Here is a 20,081-nt window from a genome sequence, read left to right as displayed (position 1 = left end):
ACCTTCCATTCGTTAAAAAAAGTTCTTCGCTTTTGATGAAGAAAGGGTAGGGATTAAGAGAGACGAGATGGTCTATTTTCTTCTCCATTTTGGTTTTCCATTTAAAAATCAATTTTATTATTTTACATCCAAAAATGCGGTCTTCCTTATAAATAAAGGTATCATGAGGATTTTTGATTTGTTTTCCTATCCAAATTTCTATTAAATCTTCAAGTCTATCTTTTACAGAAAAAGAGAACTAAAAAGACACGTAACTCGATTTTAAATCTGAATTACGTGTCCTTAGCGAACAATTTTATTTTACTCCGTCAAGAGTTTTTTTAACAGCGAAAGAGATTTTTTTACTGTTACAATTAGTTCAACTGTAATATTTCCCCTATTCTACAGTTACGCTTTTTGCTAAATTACGTGGTTTATCGACATCATGACCTAAACCTACTGATACGTAATATGCGAAGAGTTGTTGAGGAATGTTGGCTAGGATGGATGTTAGCATCCAGTGTGTTCTTGGTACATAGATAACGTGGTCGGAGATTTTCTTAGCTTTTTCATTACCTTCTAATGCAATGGTAATGATAGATGCGCCTCTTGCTTTAACTTCTTTTAAGTTACTGATCGTCTTCTCATTGAGTTCTTCTTGAGTTACGATACCGAATACTAATGTATCATCTTCAATTAAAGCAATAGGACCGTGCTTGAGTTCTCCTGCTGCATATGGCTCAGAATGAACGTAGGCTATTTCTTTAAGCTTTAAAGAGCCTTCCATACATACTGCAAAGTCTAACCCTCTACCGATATAGAAGACGTTTTTCGCTGCGATATATTCTTCTGCTAATGTTTTAATAGCATCTTGTTGATCTAAGATTTTCTCAATCTTATCTGGTATACTCATTAGCTCATCTTTTAACTCTTTATATTCTTCCATACTCATTTTGCCTTTTAAGATGGCTATATGGGCTGCTATAAGGTACATCGCACCTAATTGACAAGAGTATGCTTTAGTTGAAGCTACGGCTATTTCAGGACCTGCTAAGGTATAGAAAATATCATCCGCATCTCTAGCAATAGAACTTCCTACCACGTTGACAACTGCCATTACCCTTGCTCCTGCATCTTTAGCCATTCTTAGTGCTGCTAATGTATCTGCAGTTTCACCTGATTGAGAAACAACAATAACCAATGTGTTCTCATCAAGGATCGGTTCTCTGTAACGGAACTCCGATGCAACTTCTGCAACAACAGGTACACGAGCTACTCGTTCAAGTAAGTACTTCCCTACTAAACAAGCATAACTTGCTGTACCACAAGCTACCATATAGATCTTATTGATCTTATCTAAGTCTTCCTTATTTAAGTTAATATCATCTAGTTGAACACCTTTGTCGGTTAAACGAGGCAAAAGCGTATCTTTAACAACTTGAGGTTGCTCAAAGATTTCTTTTAACATAAAGTGGTCATAGCCACCTTTTTCTGCTGAAGCAATATCCCAATCCACATGGAAGATTTCCTTTTCAACTGTTTTCTCTTCCATATCGAAGATCTCTATGCTGTCTCTCTTAATAACTGCTGCTTCACCGTTCTCTAATAAATAGATATCTCTTGTATGCTCAAGAATAGCTGGTATATCTGATGCAATGAAGTTTTCTCCATCGCCTTTACCAATGATTAAAGGACTGTCTTTACGAGCTGCGATTAACTCCTCTGGATTATCTTTGCAAAGAACACCTAGGGCGTATGAGCCTTCTAAACGCTTGATCGCCTTCATAACTGCTTCAAATAAGTCATTGCTTTCTTTATAGTAGTCAAATACTAAGTGAGAAACTGTCTCTGTATCTGTCTCTGATTTAAATGCGTATCCTTTTTCAATTAATTCATCTCTTAACTCCATGTAATTCTCGATGATTCCGTTATGTACTATAACGATTTTATCATTATGAGATGCATGTGGATGTGAGTTATGATCAGATGGAGCACCATGAGTGGCCCATCGTGTATGACCAATACCTATTGTTCCTTCTAAATGATTACCATCTAATTTCTCTTCCAAGTTCGCTAGGCGACCTTTGGTTTTCATGATATTAATATCTTCTTGGTTATAGATAGCAATTCCTGCTGAATCATAACCTCTATATTCTAAACGTTTTAAACCTTCTATTAAAATTGATTGTGCTGGATTTTTACCAATATATCCTACTATACCACACATAATAAGCCTCCTAATATTATTTTACAGAACATTCTAAATATTCTGCTTATTTATTTCATTGGGGATGACCTTTCGGTCTTCCCTATCCTAAAACTTTTTCAACTAAACTAGCTAATTCTTTTGCATCTTGTTCAAGAACAGCCTGATCAATACCTTCTAACATAACACGTACCAATGGCTCTGTTCCCGATGGACGAATGAGAACCCGCCCTTCATCCTTATATTTTTCTTCGATTTTATGAATAGCAGCCTTGATGGTTACATCTTTATGGAAGTCATATTTTTTACTGTTATCCACTTTTGCATTTTCCAAGACTTGTGGAAGTACTCTCATAACTGAAGCCAATTCGGAAAGTGGTTTTTGTCTTTTAACTAATACTTCAAGTAAATGTAAAGCTGTCAACAAGCCATCACCTGTTGTATTATAATCTAATAAAATAACATGACCAGATTGTTCACCACCGATATTGTGCCCATTCTTCAACATATCTTCAAGAACATAGCGATCACCAACCTGAGTTGTCTCAATAGTTATACCTTTTTCTTTACCCATAAGGTGCAATCCAAGATTACTCATAACAGTGGCTACTATGGTATCATTCTTAAGGGTACCTTCTTCTTTCATAAGATCAGCACAGATAGCCATGATTTGATCGCCATCAATATAGTTACCTTTTTCATCTACAGCTAGACAGCGGTCTGCATCACCATCAAATGCAATCCCTGCATGGAAATCACCGTCTTTTACGATCTGTATTAAGTCATCCATATGTGTCGAACCGCAGTTCTTGTTGATGTTCTTACCATTAGGTTCACTATGTATCACATGAACATTGGCTCCAAGTGCCTTTAGTGCTTTTTCAGCTGTTACACTAGCCGCACCATTAGCACAGTCTATAGCAACCTTTAAACCTTTTAAATCTGTCTTAATCGTATTCTTTGTATATTCAATGTAATCTTCTACAGCCTCATACTGCGTAATAATAGTCCCTATTTCTTCACCAGTTGGAGTTGGGCATTTTTCAGTTTCATCTAAAATAATACCTTCAATCTCTTCTTCAAGTTCATCTCTTAATTTGTATCCTTTATTGTTAAAGAATTTAATACCGTTATATTCTACTGGATTATGAGAAGCAGAAATAACAACACCTGCATCAGCATTATATTTCTTTGTTAGATAAGCCACTGCCGGAGTTGGTACGACACCTAATAGAACTGCCTCAGCACCTACAGAACAAATCCCTGCTACAAGAGCAGCTTCTAACATATGTCCAGATATTCGTGTATCTCTTCCTACTAATATTTTAGCCTTATGATGTTTTTCTTTTGTAAGAACATAAGCTCCTGCCTGCCCTAACTTAAATGCTAATTCTGGTGTTAACTCACTATTAGCAACGCCTCTAACACCATCTGTACCAAATAATCTACCCATCAATGTGCTCCTTCCTTACCCTACAAACTATCTCAGAGAATTCTTTTCCCCTCAAGTTCATTTTATCTCAATTCTCTACCTTACTCTTCTATCCAATGATTACTCTTGTATAATCAACGAATGATTAAGCAAATATAATCATTAATGTACTCTTAAATAGCCATTAGTTATGAGTATATCAGCATATAAATGGAAGCACAAGTCTTTCACAAAAACTTATGTAACAATTCTGTTAATGGTGTATACCAATTCTTGAATTGGTTTATGTATTATAGAATTATTATATTATGTTGTTGGTCTTAATGTGATGGTTTATCTATGAAAATTTTCTATTTAAGTATACCACTGCACAAATTGGTTTACAACAAATATTGTCAGTAAAAACGAAGTTTTTTCCAATAGGACTATACCAATTCACCAACTGGTTGTTTCTATTAAAACTAAAACACAAAGAAAAGGTGCCCTATTATCAGGCACCTATTTCATAGACTTAAACTTTTCTATTATCATTGACTCTTAAACTTACCTATTGCGAAGTTTCTTCTTCCGTGACTGCATCAACTACTTCCGTGTTATTGTCGTCTTCAGTATTAGATTCTTCAACATTAGCTTCCTCATCTACCAGTTCAATCAGTTCAACTTGAACAGTTGGTGACTCTCCAATTAATTTCACTCCATTAGGCATATAAATCTGAAGCTGAACATCATGGGCTCCTACCCCTAAATCTTTTAAGTTAGCATTAGCACGAATATCATTAATCTCAAGATCTTCTAGATCCTCTTGCAAACCTTCAAAGATTAACACAAAATCCTCGGTGCTAATAAAATTGAATTGTAATTTCTCACCTATATTCTTGATATTTATTTCACTGATTGGTAGACTTAATTCTTTTTGCAATAGGGGTTCTATTATTACATTAATAGTAACACTCAATGGTTCACTACTATCGTATAAGGTTACCCCTTTTGGTAAACTATTTTGTATATTGGCTGTAAAGGTCCTCGTTTCTGTAAGTCCTTCTAAATTAATAGGTTCAAGGACAATTTCATCAATAGCAGCTATGACCTCTTCAGGTCCTTTAATCTTAACCTTTTGTGGTGATAGTGTATAAGGTCGAATATACTTGTATCCTTCTGGAGGCTCGCCGATAATTTCCACATCTAGATTAACAGTATCATATTTATAGATTGGAATACTTACATCCACCTGTTCTTGACTTAATTCCACTCCAGTAATTTCATTCCCATTACTATCTACAATCTTAGGTACAGCTGATAGCTGAATATCATTTGTGCTATCAGTGATATCTAATTCAACATAAACACGGTCGATAATGGCAATCTTTGATTGAGGTCCTGTGATTTCTATCATATTGGTTACACTTGGATTACCTCTCACATAACCTTCTGCCGGCTCTCCTATAGGCTCAGGAATAACAACAAAGGAGTCTGTAGCCACATCTTCTATGTTCACTTTCATGATGGAAGGGCTAATGGCATAGTCAATAATCTCTTCATCATCTTTAAAATAAATTTCTATCTGAACTGATTCAGTTATTTCAGAATACTTATTCATATCTGCAACAGCTCTTATATTTTCCTTTTTCAAGCTATCAATTACAGAACGTCTTCCCTCAACGGAAATATCGATAACTTCCCCATCGAGATAATTAATATGCTTATTCTCTTCTGTTATTGTTTCAATATTTCTTACTTCAACAGGCACATCATCAAATGATTTTGAGCGAACAGGGTCAACTTCATTAATGACATATAGCCATACAGCGATAGCAAATACTAAGGATAGGAGCTTCCACCATAGATTATTGGAAAACTTATTCTTCATTCTTTTTTCGCCCCTTCCATAGAGGTATCTTGATGCCTTCCTTCTTTTTCCCTTCTGTTAGAAGATGGCGCTTAATAAATTCCTCATTGATATTCCTTGTTAATTTACCGTCATAAGCCATAGATATGGTACCTGTCTCTTCAGATACAACTATTATCTTACTATCGGATACTTCACTTAAGCCCAAAGCTGCTCGATGACGGGTTCCTAATTGAAAGCTGATATTAGGGTTATCACTTAAAGGCAAGAAACAAGTAGCTGCTTTAATACGCCCATGCCGGATAATAATTGCTCCATCATGAAGTGGTGTATTGTGTTCAAATATATTTTCGATGAGCTGACTAGAAATCTTACTATCAATTGGAATGCCTGTTCTTTCATATTCAGATAGACCTACCGCTTGCTCGATAACTATGAGAGCTCCTGTTTTTTCACGACTCATATTTTTCGCAGCTGCTATAATTTCATCAATAGCTGCTTCTGATAAGCTTTCATCCACTGTCCGAATCATCTCATTAGAAAAGATGGTGGACATGATATTACCTCGACCTAATTGCTCCAAGGCTCTTCGGAGTTCAGGTTGGAATACAACAATAAAAGCTATGATACCCACATTAATAGTACTTCTAAATATCCATGATATGGTATGGAGTTGAAAGACTGATGCTGAAAAGAACATAATTAAAATGAACATGATCCCCTTAAAAAGTACCCATGCTCTTGTATCTTTAATCCACATAATGATCTTGTAAATCAAAAAGGCAACAATCAAAATATCCAGTATATCACCTAATGTGATACTTGGAATCTTAAAATAACTTATGTCCATTCCTACATCTGGAGTAATCTGTTGAGTAATCTGTTGTGTAACATTTAACAGTACATTCACCAATAACACCTCTTATCCTTTCAGCCTTTCCTGAATTACCCATCCCCGATAATTGGTAAAAGTTTAGAAAATTACGCCACCTTGTGAGCTCTGAATTTCTATCTATTAAAATATTATAACACTCTTTTTCATTTTTAGAAAGAATAGATAAGAAAAAACCACTAAAATTTTAGTGGTTTCCTTTGATTGACGTTATTTTTTTCACTTGCTTCTTTTGAGGTACTCTCATTTTAACCTTTGGTACAGCTTTTACATAGTAATAATAATCATCATCTTCAAATTGAACCGTTTCTGATTTCGGATAATTTAATACAACTTTGAAGAATTGCATCGACATAACGATTATAGATGAAAAGATACCTTGAATAATCACAAAAAATGGGTTTAAATCTATTTTCATGATAATAATGGACATCACCATACCGATGATATAAAGCAGTACCCCTGATATCATAGCAATGTAAGCTGCATAATCAATGGATAAACGTCTTAGTATATATGTAACGATGATGACACCAACAAATATAATCGCTGTAGCGATTAACTCTTTGTTGTTTACCATATAGGTTAATACGGTTTGTAACATATCGATCATAACGATTGGCATATTAAAAATATCCTCTAAGCCTGAACTGACGCTTAGTAATGATGGAACAACAGGTACTGAATGATAAGCTATTACACCTAATACTACTGGTATAATAACTTCCAAACCAAAGAAGAGACCAGCTGCTATAGGGACTACTAATGGTATTTTTAAGAAATAACATATGGGCACTGCTAAAATGAAAAAGCTAAGTTTAGGGTACATTCTAGCAAACAGTAAATAGAATGTCATCATTAATGCAAATAGAACAAGTGCCGCTTCAATGGATACAAATATTGTTTGTCCAGTAACTAAAAAGATTAACAACAGTACAATCCACTTTGGTGATAGAACAAGAGCAGCTACAGCTAATGCTAGATTAACCACCCCTCGATTTAACATGCTTTCACCAAAGAAACCATTGACTTGACTAAAAACAAAAAACATGATTACAAACTTGGCTAGAACGTTAATCACTTTTTCATAGCGCTTATATATATTAAGTATAAGACTTCTAATCTCTAGTAATTGTGTCATGCTTTACCCCTCTCCCCTCGTTTGCTTTAACTGCTCGAGCAACTCAAGATACTCTTCGTTGTTCTTCGCTACTTTGTTGTATCTTGCAGAATAAATTGCAGAAGAAAGCATTGTAAATAAAACCAATATGATACCATATCCAATAAGAACTTTGGAAATTAGTCCAGGAATATTATAGCTTAATGGATTTACATTGTTATTGTATATCTCATTAAAGTAATATCCGATAACAAAGCATATATAAACCACCGAAACTGACAATCTGGTTTTCCAATTATTAATATATACGTAATCAGATTTATAGTATTTCTCAACATTTTTCTCTTCATTTGTCTTGTTTTTTTCCATGATGGCTAATTTCGTCATTAAGCGAACTTGGTCCTTTTTAAGCACTCACTTCACCCCTTTATACTTATTTCATCTATTCAGGTAAAAATGCTTCTTTATAATAATTACTAGCAGCGTTCCAGAATATCCATTCTTCCAGTCCTGCATCATATGCACCTTGCATTTGAACACGCATTTCCTCAGGTCCGTAGGACATATAGTTACCGCTACCTAACCAAGATGCTGTAAATGCTTGTAACCATGGTCTTACAGTGGCTAACTCAGTTCCTTCAGGAAGTGTGGCAAAAGCCTCGCCGGAATCCATCATGGACCCGTAAATGACATCATATGGATAAAGGTCTGGTGTCATAGTACCATAATGACCTGGTCCATAATGTGATGGGTATACCATCGGACAGATAACATCTAATCTCTGAGCCATCTCTAGATAATTTTGACCTAAGTTTTGTGAATCTATTTCACTATTGATAATTACACCAAATACATCTGCAGAAACTTCAATACCATAAGGATCTAATTCAGATAATGCATAGTCCACAAATTCTAAAATAATCTCTTGTCGAGATACCTCTTTGGACTTTGGTCCAAGGTCTAAGTTCTTTAGCTGACTTGAGGATTCAAAACGGATATAATCAAATTGGATCTCATCAAATCCTACTTCTGCAGCCGATTTAGCTACATCTACAATATACTCCCAAGTTTCATCGTAATATGGATTTAACCAAGGTATACCTCTGTAGGTCCATAAAGATCCATCAGGGTTTTTGATGGCATACTCAGGCTTAGAACTTGCTAAATAAGGATCTTTGAAACAAACGATTCTGGCTATTGTATAGATACCTTGTTCTTTAAGTTCTTTTATCATGTTTCTTGCATCACTTAGGGTTGGATTCGTATCAGACCCTATTTCCTTCGCAAGAGGGTTATCTGTTTCAACCGTCACATAACCATCATCACTTTTAACATCAATGACAACAGCATTCACTTCTGTTGTATTAGCGATATCGATTATTGTATCCATTTTTTTTGATACAGCTGCATAAGCTGTCACATAAAGTCCCTTAACTGGTGGTACGTACTCATAAACAGAATAATCGATTTCAGGTTGCTCCATATAGGATGAGAACGTATAAACTGTATCCTTTATGATGACTTCTTGTACTTCTGTTGGTAGTGCTGGTTCTCCTTCAGCATTTTTTTCCAACGTAAAAGAAGGTTTGTTATCTTTTGTAAAATAATAAACCGTACCTACAACTAAAATCCCGATAATAATACTTGCTAGAACTATTCCTAGGCGATTTTTTGATCTCTTTCTCATAATAACCTCCAAATGTTACATGGTTGACTTTTATATTATAGCATAATCTTTATTGGAGTTCGATACTTTTAAGATTTCTTTTATATTATTTCATATTTCCTTAAGATAAATGTTATAAATTTAGCCTAATGAGCTGGAAATAAAAGAAAAACCCAGCTCTGGCAAACTGGGTTTTTATATACGTTAATTACTCTTTTGGCTTCATTGTTGGGAATAATAAGACGTCACGAATTGAATAGGAATCTGTTAATAACATGACAAGACGGTCAATACCAATACCCAAACCACCTGTTGGAGGCATACCATAATCTAATGCTGTTAAGAAGTCCTCATCAATCATGTTGGCTTCTTCGTCACCAGCTGCTCTTAATTCTTCTTGATGCATGAAACGTCCTCTTTGATCAATCGGATCGTTTAATTCAGAGAAAGCGTTAGCATGTTCTCTACGTACTATAAATAATTCAAAACGCTCTGTGTACGCTGGATCTTCTGGTTTTCTCTTAGCAAGTGGTGAGATTTCAACTGGATGATCCATGATGAAAGTAGGTTGAACGAGATGTTCTTCAACGTATTCTTCAAAGAACAAGTTAAGAATATCACCTTTCTTATGATGCTTTTCAAAGTCTACATGATGCTCCTTAGCTAATGCTTGAGCCTCTTCATCTGTACTGATTGTATTGAAATCAATGTTAGCATACTTTTTAACTGCATCTAACATAGATAATCTTTCAAATGGCTTTCCTAAGTCAATTTCAACATCATCATAAGTAACAGTTGTCTTGCCTAATACTTTCTCTGCTACATGACGGATTAAGTTCTCAGTTAAGTCCATCATACCATGATAATCTGTAAATGCTTGATATAACTCAAGTAAAGTAAACTCAGGATTATGTCTAACAGACATCCCTTCATTTCTAAATACACGACCAATTTCATAAACGCGCTCAAAACCACCTACGATTAATCGCTTCAAGTGTAACTCAAGAGCGATACGCATGTACATATCCATATCTAATGAGTTATGATGTGTAATAAATGGTCTTGCAGAAGCTCCACCAGGTATTGTATGTAATACAGGTGTTTCCACTTCTAAGAATTCTTCTTGATCAAGATATCTTCTGATTTCAGAGATAATCGCGGAACGCTTTACAAAAGCATCTTTAACTTCTGGATTAACGATTAAGTCAAGATATCTTTGACGATAACGTGTATCGGTATCTTTTAAACCATGGAATTTCTCAGGTAATATTTGAAGACTCTTTGATAATAAAGTTACTTCTTTAGCCTTTACAGAGATTTCACCTTTTTGTGTCTTAAAGACTTCACCTTTAATACCTAAAAAGTCGCCTAAATCATAGTGTTTAAAGTCGCCATAACTTTCTTCACCGATCTTATCCTTACGTACATAACATTGAATTTGTCCATCACGATCTTGAAGGTGACAGAAAGATGCTTTCCCCATATCTCTTCTAGTCATCATTCTACCGGCGATAACAACTTCTTTGCCTTCTAATGATTCAAAGCCATCAAGTATTTCTTTACTGTGATGAGTTTGATCAAATTTTGTAATCTCAAATGGGTTTCTTCCATTATCCATTAAATCTTTTAACTTATCTCTACGTATCTGTAGAAGCTCATTTAGTCCTTGCTCTTGCTCGTGCACTAGGACCCCTCCTTAGTTCTTATAATAACTATCTAAAAATGTCCAGGACTTCGAATTGTAGTTCACCTTGTGGTGTTACTGCAACTACTTTTTCCCCAGCACTCTTTCCGATGATAGCAGCACCTACAGGAGATTCATTGGATAACATACCCTCCATAGGATTAGCTTCTGTTGAACCTACAATTGTATATACTACTTCTTCTTCAAATTCAACATCAAATAACTTAACTTTACAACCTATACTTACTTTATCTAATTCGATTTCATCTTCATCTATAACAGTTGCATTCTTAAGAAGCTTTTCAAGCTCAGCAATACGTGATTCTACCTCACCCTGCTCTTCTTTAGCAGCATCATATTCTGCGTTTTCAGATAAATCACCTTGTGCTCTTGCTTCTTTAATTTTTTGTGCAACTTCTTTTCGTTTTATTGTTTTCAGTTGAATTAATTCATCTTCTAATTTTTTAAGACCATCATATGTCAAAACTACGCTTTTATCCGCCATAACAAACTCCCTTTCTCTGATAGTATCAAGTTTTTTGTTGCAGCATCTCTATGATATCTTTAGAATTATACATTACATTAAAGATGTTTGTCAATAACTTTATCTGGTATTTACTATTTTTTCCCTTTTAATCATCTGGGCACCATTATAAAGTTGATGTATTGCAACATGATATGAACTGATACACCCTTCAATCTCCCTAATATCCACCATTCTATAATTACTATGAATAAGTTCTCTGAATAATAATGGTTTTTCTATATACAATATCATTTCAAATATTTCTTTTCTTATGCATTGGTCCCTTGCTTTGATGGTAAAATCATCAATCCATATGATATCCTTTCTCTTATTTTCAATATTCTTCTTTAGATACACATTATGGACAAAATCAATGAAAACTATTCCCTTATTTAAAACATGGTGGAGTTTCAACTGAGCATTTGATAAATTAATGATGATATCGGCATCAATACTTTTTACATCAAAATCATTGGTAAGAACCATAAGTCCATTGTAATCAAAGATGCCTTCTATTATATCATCATAGTAACTTGGGTTCTCGGATATTAAAGTTAAGTAATTAAAACGATTGTATACAGCTCCTAAAATTAACTCACTTAGATCATTATCATCGCAGATTAGAGCAAGCTTCATGTCCTTATGATCCATGGGCATGAATTTTACTATTTCATCTAAAAGGTAATTGACTAACAAGATGCTTATGTTCTCCTTTGTTATAACAGGCAATGTTAAATCTTCTGGAATAATGCGAGGATCAGATGCTAAGCAAATTTTAATGTCTTGTTCACTTAATAATTCTAAATGTCTCAGGTACAATACCTCTAATTGCCAAGGTTCCAGTTCTTGAATAACTTCTTGCGATAAAGGTAAAGTGAGACGAAACCCCTCATAATCCAAGTACTTAACAGATTCAATATCACCATAGGCTTTATCATAGATATAGTACAAATATAATTTTTTAAATATTCTATACATTATAGGTACTTCAATTTCCATGTCATCTTTAAGTGTGCATACTTCTAGCAGCCGTCCTATTGTCATTCCCTCCCCTATCGTAATGACGTTTAATATAATATATATGTATTGCTACCATACACATCTTATGAATAAACCCATAGTATTCACAACAAATCATTTCCTTATAATTTTAATGAAGTCCCTACAGGTGTGAAACGAAGAATTTGAAACAAGGAAAAAGGAGCTATCTTTAGCTCCCCTTATCTCAAAAAAATAAATCTTTTTTAGGATCTACTCCATATTGACTATACTATTTTGATAATCTTTGAGCAACTTTTCAAGCGACCTGTAGTTTTCAATATGATTAGTAGCTCGACGTAAATCAGCAGAATGATGCAGTCCTTTCATGTACCAGGCCACATGTTTACGCATTTCCCGCATTCCAATATATTCATCTTTAAAGTCAATTAGCATCTTAGTATGTCTCAATATCATTTGAATACGTTCATCTACAGTTGGTTCGGGTAACAATTCTCCTGTTTCAAGGTAGTGTACAGTTCGCTTAAATAACCAAGGATTCCCTTGACATCCACGTCCAATCATGACGGCATCGCATCCTGTGTGTTCAATCATTCTTTTTGCATCCTCAGGTTGAAAGATATCCCCATTACCAATGACTGGTATTTTCACTGCCTCTTTCACAGCTCGAATGATATCCCAATCTGCCTGACCACTGTAATATTGCTGTCGTGTTCGTCCATGGACACCAATAGCTGCAGCACCATTTTCTTCAGCTATCCTAGCTATTTCAACAGCGTTTATGTTGTCATCGTCAAAACCCTTACGTATTTTAATGGTCAAAGGCTTCTCTATGACAGATGACATGGCTTTTACGATTTCTCCAACCAACTTAGGGCGCTTCATTAAAGCTGACCCTTCGCCATTATTGACTACTTTTGGTACAGGACAGCCCATATTGACATCAATTGTAGCCATGGGACGATCTTGAATCTTCACAGCCATTTCAGCCATCAATTCTGGTTCAGAACCAAACAATTGCAAAGCTACAGGTCGCTCTTTCTCATCTATTTCTAATAAAGTCTCAGTGTTCTTATTATTATGATATAAAGCTTTGGCACTAACCATTTCTGAGTAAACCAGACCACATCCCATTTCTTTGCAAATCACACGGTAAGGTAAGTCTGTTACACCAGCCATTGGTGCTAAAAATACATTGTTGTCTAGGTTGACGTTACCAATTTTCATTTAGTTACGAACCTTTTTGTTTTTATCATAGATTAGCTTAAGACCTTTTAAAGTCAACTGAGGGTCATATATATCGATAACATCTGTCTCACTACTAATAATCCGTGCTAATCCACCAGTAGCCACGACTTTCATGTTAGGGATACCCATCTCTTCTTTAATCTTATTAACAATGTATTCAACTTGACCTATATAACCATAAACAAGACCTGCTTGCATGGATGTAATTGTATTGGTAGCTAAAATACTATCTGGTTTCTTTATTTTAATATTCGGTAGTTGAGCCGCTCTATTCCATAAAGCATCTGCTGATATACCGATACCAGGTGAAGTAATAGCTGCACAGAATAAACCATCTTCTGTAACAACATCGTATGTGGTAGCAGTTCCAAAATCAATAACGATGGCTGGACCACCATAAATATAATAACCTGCTACAATATCTACAATACGATCGGCACCAACTTCTTTAGGGTTATCTGTACGGATAGAGATACCAGTTTTGATCCCTGGAGCTACAATCATTGGGTTAATATTAAAGTATTTTTTAAAGCCATTTTCTAATGAGTACATGATATTGGGAACTACAGATGCAATAATAACATGTTCTAACTCATCAATTCTGATATTATTACGCTCAAGAAGGGCACATATAAAAGTCCCATACTCATCTGAAGTCCTTTTTGTTCCTGTGGTCATTCGCCAAGGTCCTATTAATTTATCTTCATCAAAAACACCTAAAACAATATTGGTGTTACCAACATCAACAACTAATACCATCTTAAGGCTCCTCTCTATTAAAGGGTTATCAATTTTTTTTCTATTAAAAATGCCGTATATATGTCCTTTAAGAGATTCATCATTACTTTTCGTTAATCATGAAATTCTCTTGAATATATACGACAAATAATTGACTATGAAATTCTATTCCTATTGAATTGTTGCCATGCAAAAACGATTGGTATGGTTAAAATAACAATGACGATAGCCTCCAACACCCCTTGACCAGTAGCTGTCGTAACCACAAAATCAAGTGCAGATAGTCCTGCCATATCTGGAATGGAATTAAATATCTCTTCAACGGCATCTTTGTAAACGATATATATCATACCTAAAACTAAAATAGTATTTGTCATACTGCCAACAAAGGCGCCAACACCAACACTGATCGATTGCTTTAACTTACTGTAATTACCTAGTGCTTTCTTCATACCTATGTATGCGTAATAAGAAGCAACGCCGATAAAGATTCTAGGCAGTATGGAAACTAAAGGGTTCCAAAATAATGGTGCTAATGCACTTGGTGGTCGAGTTATAGCGTGCACCAATGAAATGACGCCCATACCAGCCCCAACGATAGCTCCAGCTAATGGTCCTAATATAATGCCTGTAACAATTGTCGGTAAGTGTATGATCGTTGCAGATACCATTGGTAATGGTATGACACCTAGAGGTGTTGCATCCAGAATCAATGTAATTGCGATCATGACAGACATAAAGACCAAATGTCGCGTAGTAAACTTTTTATTCATTTTTTATTCCTCCTGTTCTCGTTCTTAGTATTTGAGCTTTTTGCTCATAAGATACAAGACAAAATTATTATATCATAATTTTATTTAATTTCAATATCCTTTCCACATTTATGAAAAATTTTAAAAGCCATCCTTCTGGATGGCTTTAGATGCAAATTTTATTATTAGTATTTAAACTGTTGAAGAAGTGTATTTAATTCTTCTACTGAGCTGATTAAATTCTTAGACATATTATCTAATTGCTCAGCACCAGCAACTTGCTCTTGGCTTGAAGCTGTTACTTCTTCAGTTGATGCTGCATTCTCTTCTGCCACAGCTGCCATACTTGTAATAGAATCGATTACTTTATTTTGTGATTCTTTTCTCGTCTCTGCAGTAGCTCTTACTTCTTGAATCTTATCCATAACTAATTGCATCTGTTCTTCAATTTGGCCAAATGCTTGATGGGTTTGTTCAACGGCCACTTCTTGTTCCTTATAAATAAAATCACTTTCTTTAACTGTAGCAACAGTTAAATCCGTCTTACTATGCATTTCGTTGATTAAACTGTTGATGAGTTTTGCCGCATCTTTGGATTGTTCTGCTAACTTTCGCACTTCATCCGCTACCACTGCAAAACCTCTGCCAGCTTCACCAGCTCTAGCAGCTTCTATAGCTGCATTAAGAGCTAATAGGTTGGTTTGATCTGCAATTGCATTAATCATTTGAATGATTTTGCTGATTTCTTTTGACTGACCTTGAAGCTCAACAACATTTTCTTCAATAACGCTAGCCATGGATAATGTGTTTTGTGTAGTTTCCTTTAACTTATCAACACTTTTCACAGCCTCATTGCTGATGTCTTTTGTATTCAATGTCACTTCATATACTTGGTTGAAGCTATTATCAGCATTGGATACCTTTTCTACATATTCATCTAAAGCTATGGTAGCTTGTTCAGCTTCCGAAGCCTGTTCAGAAGAGCCTTTAGCAATGGCCTCTACTGCTGATGCAATTTGAGAAGAAGCGATATTGGCTTCACCTGCTACATTATAAACATTAATGGATTCTTTCTTAACACTATTCATGACTTGACTTGTATTACCTATCAAATCGCCTACTCGATCGACCATAATGTTAAAAGCATTGGATAATTGTCCTACTTCTGACTTTCCTTCATAAGGTGATTTAATGGTAAAGTCACCTTCCTTTACTTTGTTCATCAGGTTAATCATATGATTAATAGGTTTTGTAACACTGAAAGAGACAAAAGTTGCTAATACTATGGCGATAACGATACAAATTGCCATGACTCCATATCCAATGAACATAGCTGCATTAATACCTTCTGAAGCAGTGGCTTTGTCCATTTCAGAAACAACTAGCCATTCATTTGATACTTGAGAATAAGCCACATAGGCATCTTCATCGTCAATGGAACCATTAATAGTACCATCCATAACATTTTGAATGATTACACCGCTGCTTCTTTCCACTTCACCAAGTAATTCTTCATGGGTAGATATTAATACTGTTCCATTTTCATCTAATAGACTATAAGCACATTGATCCATCATTTCAGAATCGCTGGTCGCAGCAACATTGTTGATAGTATCTTCAAAAGTCTGTTCATTAATACTGAAGATTAATACACCAACATCTTTACCTGAAGTTAAATCTGTTAAGCGTCGAACCATATAGATGTTATTGTTTTCTGCAATATATTCGGATATCCATCTTGTCTTCCCTTTATCTTCTAAAGCTAAATCAAAATATCCTCTAGCACGAAAATCTTTAATAAAATCAGTACTATATTCAGTAGCCTCAAACCCTGTTCCAATACTCATAAAATCATTTTGTTCTAATATGTACACACCAGCTCCATTAATATTATCATTTGCAAAGACAATAGTTTGAAGCTTTTCTTCAATGACACCACGAACTTTTAACTTATCATAGGCACTTTCAATACCATAATAATAATCTTTAATGGCCTCGTTATAACTGTTATCACTGAGTAACATAAAGGATTGATTTTCTACCTCAGTGATAATGTTATCCAGTATGGTTTGAGTTTGAAAAAGTACCTGATTAGTAAACATATTGGTTAAATCATCAACTGAATCTTTACCTAAGTTGGTAAAAACAGTAGCTAGTAAAAGCACAGGTAATATTGTTACCACCATGAACATGGTTATTAACCTTTTGCGGATACTGGTATTCTGTCTTTTCAGTGCATGTTCAGCAGCTTCATCTAAGTTTTGTGGCTGCTTATCTTTGAGATGTTTAAACTTATTGAGTATTTTTTTCAAGAAATCAAAATTAACTTTAAGCTTTGGAACCTTCACTTTGGAATTGCCCTTTTCCTTTTTTTCTGTCTTTTGTTCTTTGAGTAGACCTTTTCTGAATCTCACTTTATCTTTTGACCATTTCAACTTCAACGTCCCCTCTCTTGAATACTATTTATCAGTATATTTTTTAATATAGACCATTGTGTACCATTTTGTGAGCGCTTCAAAGAATTCCTTATACTCTTTTTCTATTCGCCCAAGAATAAGGCGACTACCTATCTCATCATAAAGAATATCTTCTTCATCTGCACTTGCTTCTACATATATTTCAACGTTATCTTCAACATCAAAACCTATATTAAAAGTACCACCAACTTCTTCAACAAAGGAAACTGCTATTTTAATTAGATCTTCCTTAACAGCTTCTGGTAAATCCTTAAATTCCTCGTTAAAATAATACTTTTCTTCGTAACTACTTGATGCGATTATCACTTGTCTAGACATATCCATACAATCCTCTCACTGAAACATCACCAGAACGAACCATGGTATCTTCACCATTTGCTTGGCTTAATCTAAGCTCACCAAATTCATTGATATCAACTATAGTTCCCTCTATTTCTTCTTCTCTATTGGTTACTCTCACTTTACTGTTTAACGTTACACTGTATTGTTTATATTCATCTATTAAGGATCTTAAATCTCCATCACTTATAAATATATCGTAATATTTCTCAAATTTCTTTAGAACTTCCTGCAATAGAACCACTCTGGAAACATTGGTATTGCTTTCTAGCTTAAGTGAGGTAGCTATCTCTTTTATTTCTTCAGGAAAACTTTCCTGATTGACATTAATTCCTATACCTAAAACAAGATAGTTGAGATGATCCATTTCAGCGCTCATCTCAGTTAAGATACCGCAAACCTTTTTCTTTTGGATGACAATATCATTTGGCCACTTAATTCCTGCCTCTATCCCTACTACTTCTTGGATAGCCTGACATACGGCTAATCCAGCCACAATTGTCACCATAGGTGCTTTGGTTGGATTTATATCTGGTGTAAGTAGACAGGACATCCAAATCCCTGTTCCAGATGGTGATACCCATCCTCTTCCCTTACTTCCCTTTCCTTTGGTTTGCTCCTCAGCTATAACCAGTGAACCATTTTTTGCCCCTTCTAAGACAAGCCGTTTCACCTGTTGATTCGTAGAATCAATTTCATCATAACAATAAATCTCACGACCTATCTTTGTGTTTAAACCATATTGTATCTCTTGCTTAGTTAATTTATCTGGAGTGTGTACTAACTGATAGCCTTTTCTCGTAACGGAGGTAATGTCATAGCCTTCTTCTTTTAACTTTGTCACGGCTTTCCACACAGCTGTTCTGCTAACCCCAAGTTGCTTACTAAGCTGTTCCCCTGAAATAAAATCATCGGATTCTTTAAGGACTTTTAGTACTTTATCTTTCATCCTTACACTTCCTACCTTCGAATATATCAGCATTCAGTAGTAATACCTAAAGAATACCCATCTTATATCTATATTACTTTCTCAAAATTCCTTTGTCAATCGACTACTTACATAAAATTATTGACATGATTTTATACATTATTCATTTTCTAAGCTAAAAGTGACAAAAAATAGCACCTCAATATGCTTCACTGTTTCATATATATAACATAAACTATTAATAGTAACCAGTTTTTAGGAGGTTAAAATGTTCAGAACATTTCCCAATCGTAGAATTACTCAAGAATACTATTTAGATCAACTTAATTATGCTCTGGATTTAATTAAAGGATCCATTCAACGTGAGAGCGAAGAAGTACTATTCTATGATTACCTTATTCAAAATGCTCCAACTGAAGAAGCTCAAGAAGTCATTGATTCCATTGTTGTTGATGAAAAAAGACATAGCCGTTTACTTAAAGAGATTTATTACGGGTTTACTGGTGAATTGGTAACATTACCTGAACCACTTGAGTTTGAAGAACCTTCTTCCTACATGGAAGGTCTACAAGAAGCTCTTGTTTTAGAGCAAGAAGATGTACGAACTTATCGAACGATTATGAAATCAATGCCTAATAGAAACTATATGGATATGTTATTTGAAATTATTACAGATGAATTGATGCACGGGACACTTTATTCCACTCTTATTACAATGAACCTCTATGATATTTTTGAAAAAGCTTTTACGCCTGGTCAGGTATAAGAAGGTGATTGTCTATGGATTATTATTTAGATCAACTTAATACTGCATTAAAACTAATTCATTCTGCCATATTTGCCGAAAGAGAGTGCTCTCTATTCTATGATTACATGATAGAAAACTGTCCATCAGAAGAAGATGAGGAAGTCCTCACTTCCATCAGAGATAATGCATTAAAACATAGCCGTCAATTTAGGGAGCTCTATTATCAATTTACAGGACAAATGATCTTTTGTACCGATGCTCTTGAATATGAGGAACCATCATCTTACTTGGAAGGTCTAAAGTATGCTTTAATGTGTTGTCAATATAATGTACGAAATTACCAAATGATTATAAAATGTATGCCTAGCAGAAGTGACATCGGATTACTATTTAATATTATATCCGATGAATTGCTCCACGGCACAAATTTGTCTTACTTAATAGCCAATAACTTATACGAAAAATAGTGATAAAAAATAGTGATATAAGAAAGAAGAGGCT

The 20,081-nt window shown here is 34.8% G+C and carries 18 protein-coding genes; 2 read left to right on the top strand and 16 right to left on the bottom strand.

Annotated elements, in window-relative coordinates:
- Positions 1–376: 376 nt before the first annotated feature.
- From glmS to C1Y58_RS14265, 16 genes are all read right to left on the bottom strand, one after another.
- On the bottom strand, positions 377–2,206 hold the full coding sequence (gene glmS / locus C1Y58_RS14340) for a glutamine--fructose-6-phosphate transaminase (isomerizing) (RefSeq protein WP_105616745.1): 1,830 nt from the start codon (positions 2,204–2,206) through the stop codon (positions 377–379).
- 82 nt (positions 2,207–2,288) lie between these two features.
- Positions 2,289–3,638, bottom strand: a complete 1,350-nt coding sequence (gene glmM / locus C1Y58_RS14335; protein ID WP_105616744.1) for a phosphoglucosamine mutase — start codon at positions 3,636–3,638, stop codon at positions 2,289–2,291.
- Positions 3,639–4,164: 526 nt separating this feature from the next.
- Entirely contained in the window at positions 4,165–5,484 is a 1,320-nt protein-coding gene (locus C1Y58_RS14330; RefSeq protein ID WP_105616743.1) for a CdaR family protein, read from the bottom strand.
- Complete coding sequence (gene cdaA / locus C1Y58_RS14325) at positions 5,474–6,373, bottom strand: diadenylate cyclase CdaA (RefSeq protein WP_330404432.1); 900 nt, start codon at positions 6,371–6,373, stop codon at positions 5,474–5,476. The genes C1Y58_RS14330 and cdaA overlap by 11 nt, the downstream gene beginning before the upstream one ends.
- A 169-nt stretch (positions 6,374–6,542) precedes the next feature.
- The gene (locus C1Y58_RS14320) at positions 6,543–7,496 is read right to left on the bottom strand and encodes a hypothetical protein (RefSeq protein WP_105616742.1); all 954 of its coding nucleotides are present in this window, start codon (positions 7,494–7,496) and stop codon (positions 6,543–6,545) included.
- A gap of 3 nt (positions 7,497–7,499) precedes the next feature.
- Positions 7,500–7,889 carry a hypothetical protein gene (locus C1Y58_RS14315; protein WP_105616741.1) on the bottom strand — a complete coding sequence of 130 codons (390 nt, stop codon included), beginning with the start codon at positions 7,887–7,889 and terminating at the stop codon, positions 7,500–7,502.
- 28 nt (positions 7,890–7,917) lie between these two features.
- Entirely contained in the window at positions 7,918–9,162 is a 1,245-nt protein-coding gene (locus tag C1Y58_RS14310) for a putative glycoside hydrolase (RefSeq protein WP_105616740.1), read from the bottom strand.
- 187 nt (positions 9,163–9,349) lie between these two features.
- The gene (lysS, locus tag C1Y58_RS14305; RefSeq protein ID WP_242985407.1) at positions 9,350–10,825 is read right to left on the bottom strand and encodes a lysine--tRNA ligase; all 1,476 of its coding nucleotides are present in this window, start codon (positions 10,823–10,825) and stop codon (positions 9,350–9,352) included.
- A gap of 28 nt (positions 10,826–10,853) precedes the next feature.
- Positions 10,854–11,330 (bottom strand): transcription elongation factor GreA, encoded by a 477-nt coding sequence (gene greA, locus C1Y58_RS14300; RefSeq protein WP_105616739.1) that lies wholly within the window; start codon positions 11,328–11,330, stop codon positions 10,854–10,856.
- A 99-nt stretch (positions 11,331–11,429) separates the two neighbouring features.
- Entirely contained in the window at positions 11,430–12,395 is a 966-nt protein-coding gene (locus C1Y58_RS14295) for a hypothetical protein (protein WP_105616738.1), read from the bottom strand.
- Positions 12,396–12,602: 207 nt separating this feature from the next.
- Positions 12,603–13,577 (bottom strand): tRNA dihydrouridine synthase DusB, encoded by a 975-nt coding sequence (dusB, locus tag C1Y58_RS14290; RefSeq protein WP_105616737.1) that lies wholly within the window; start codon positions 13,575–13,577, stop codon positions 12,603–12,605.
- The gene (locus C1Y58_RS14285; protein ID WP_105616736.1) at positions 13,578–14,357 is read right to left on the bottom strand and encodes a type III pantothenate kinase; all 780 of its coding nucleotides are present in this window, start codon (positions 14,355–14,357) and stop codon (positions 13,578–13,580) included.
- A gap of 134 nt (positions 14,358–14,491) precedes the next feature.
- Positions 14,492–15,109 carry an ECF transporter S component gene (locus C1Y58_RS14280; RefSeq protein ID WP_105616735.1) on the bottom strand — a complete coding sequence of 206 codons (618 nt, stop codon included), beginning with the start codon at positions 15,107–15,109 and terminating at the stop codon, positions 14,492–14,494.
- Positions 15,110–15,273: 164 nt separating this feature from the next.
- Positions 15,274–17,523 carry a methyl-accepting chemotaxis protein gene (locus tag C1Y58_RS14275; protein ID WP_105616734.1) on the bottom strand — a complete coding sequence of 750 codons (2,250 nt, stop codon included), beginning with the start codon at positions 17,521–17,523 and terminating at the stop codon, positions 15,274–15,276.
- Positions 17,524–17,547: 24 nt separating this feature from the next.
- Entirely contained in the window at positions 17,548–17,889 is a 342-nt protein-coding gene (locus tag C1Y58_RS14270) for a DUF6145 family protein (RefSeq protein ID WP_105616733.1), read from the bottom strand.
- Positions 17,876–18,853, bottom strand: coding sequence for a biotin--[acetyl-CoA-carboxylase] ligase (locus C1Y58_RS14265; protein WP_105616732.1), 978 nt, complete (start codon positions 18,851–18,853; stop codon positions 17,876–17,878). Before C1Y58_RS14265 ends, C1Y58_RS14270 begins: the two co-directional genes overlap by 14 nt.
- 247 nt (positions 18,854–19,100) lie before the next feature.
- Here C1Y58_RS14265 and C1Y58_RS14260 point away from each other — a divergent pair, with 247 nt between their 5' ends.
- Together C1Y58_RS14260 and C1Y58_RS14255 are read left to right on the top strand one after the other, a co-directional pair.
- Positions 19,101–19,598 (top strand): ferritin-like domain-containing protein, encoded by a 498-nt coding sequence (locus C1Y58_RS14260; protein ID WP_105616731.1) that lies wholly within the window; start codon positions 19,101–19,103, stop codon positions 19,596–19,598.
- Positions 19,599–19,612: 14 nt separating this feature from the next.
- Positions 19,613–20,047 (top strand): ferritin-like domain-containing protein, encoded by a 435-nt coding sequence (locus C1Y58_RS14255; protein ID WP_105616730.1) that lies wholly within the window; start codon positions 19,613–19,615, stop codon positions 20,045–20,047.
- Positions 20,048–20,081 lie beyond the last annotated feature (34 nt).

The organism is Vallitalea okinawensis, assembly GCF_002964605.1.
GTDB classification, from domain to species: domain Bacteria; phylum Bacillota; class Clostridia; order Lachnospirales; family PQDH01; genus Vallitalea_A; species Vallitalea_A okinawensis.
This window is presented reverse-complemented; position numbering and strand designations above follow the sequence as displayed.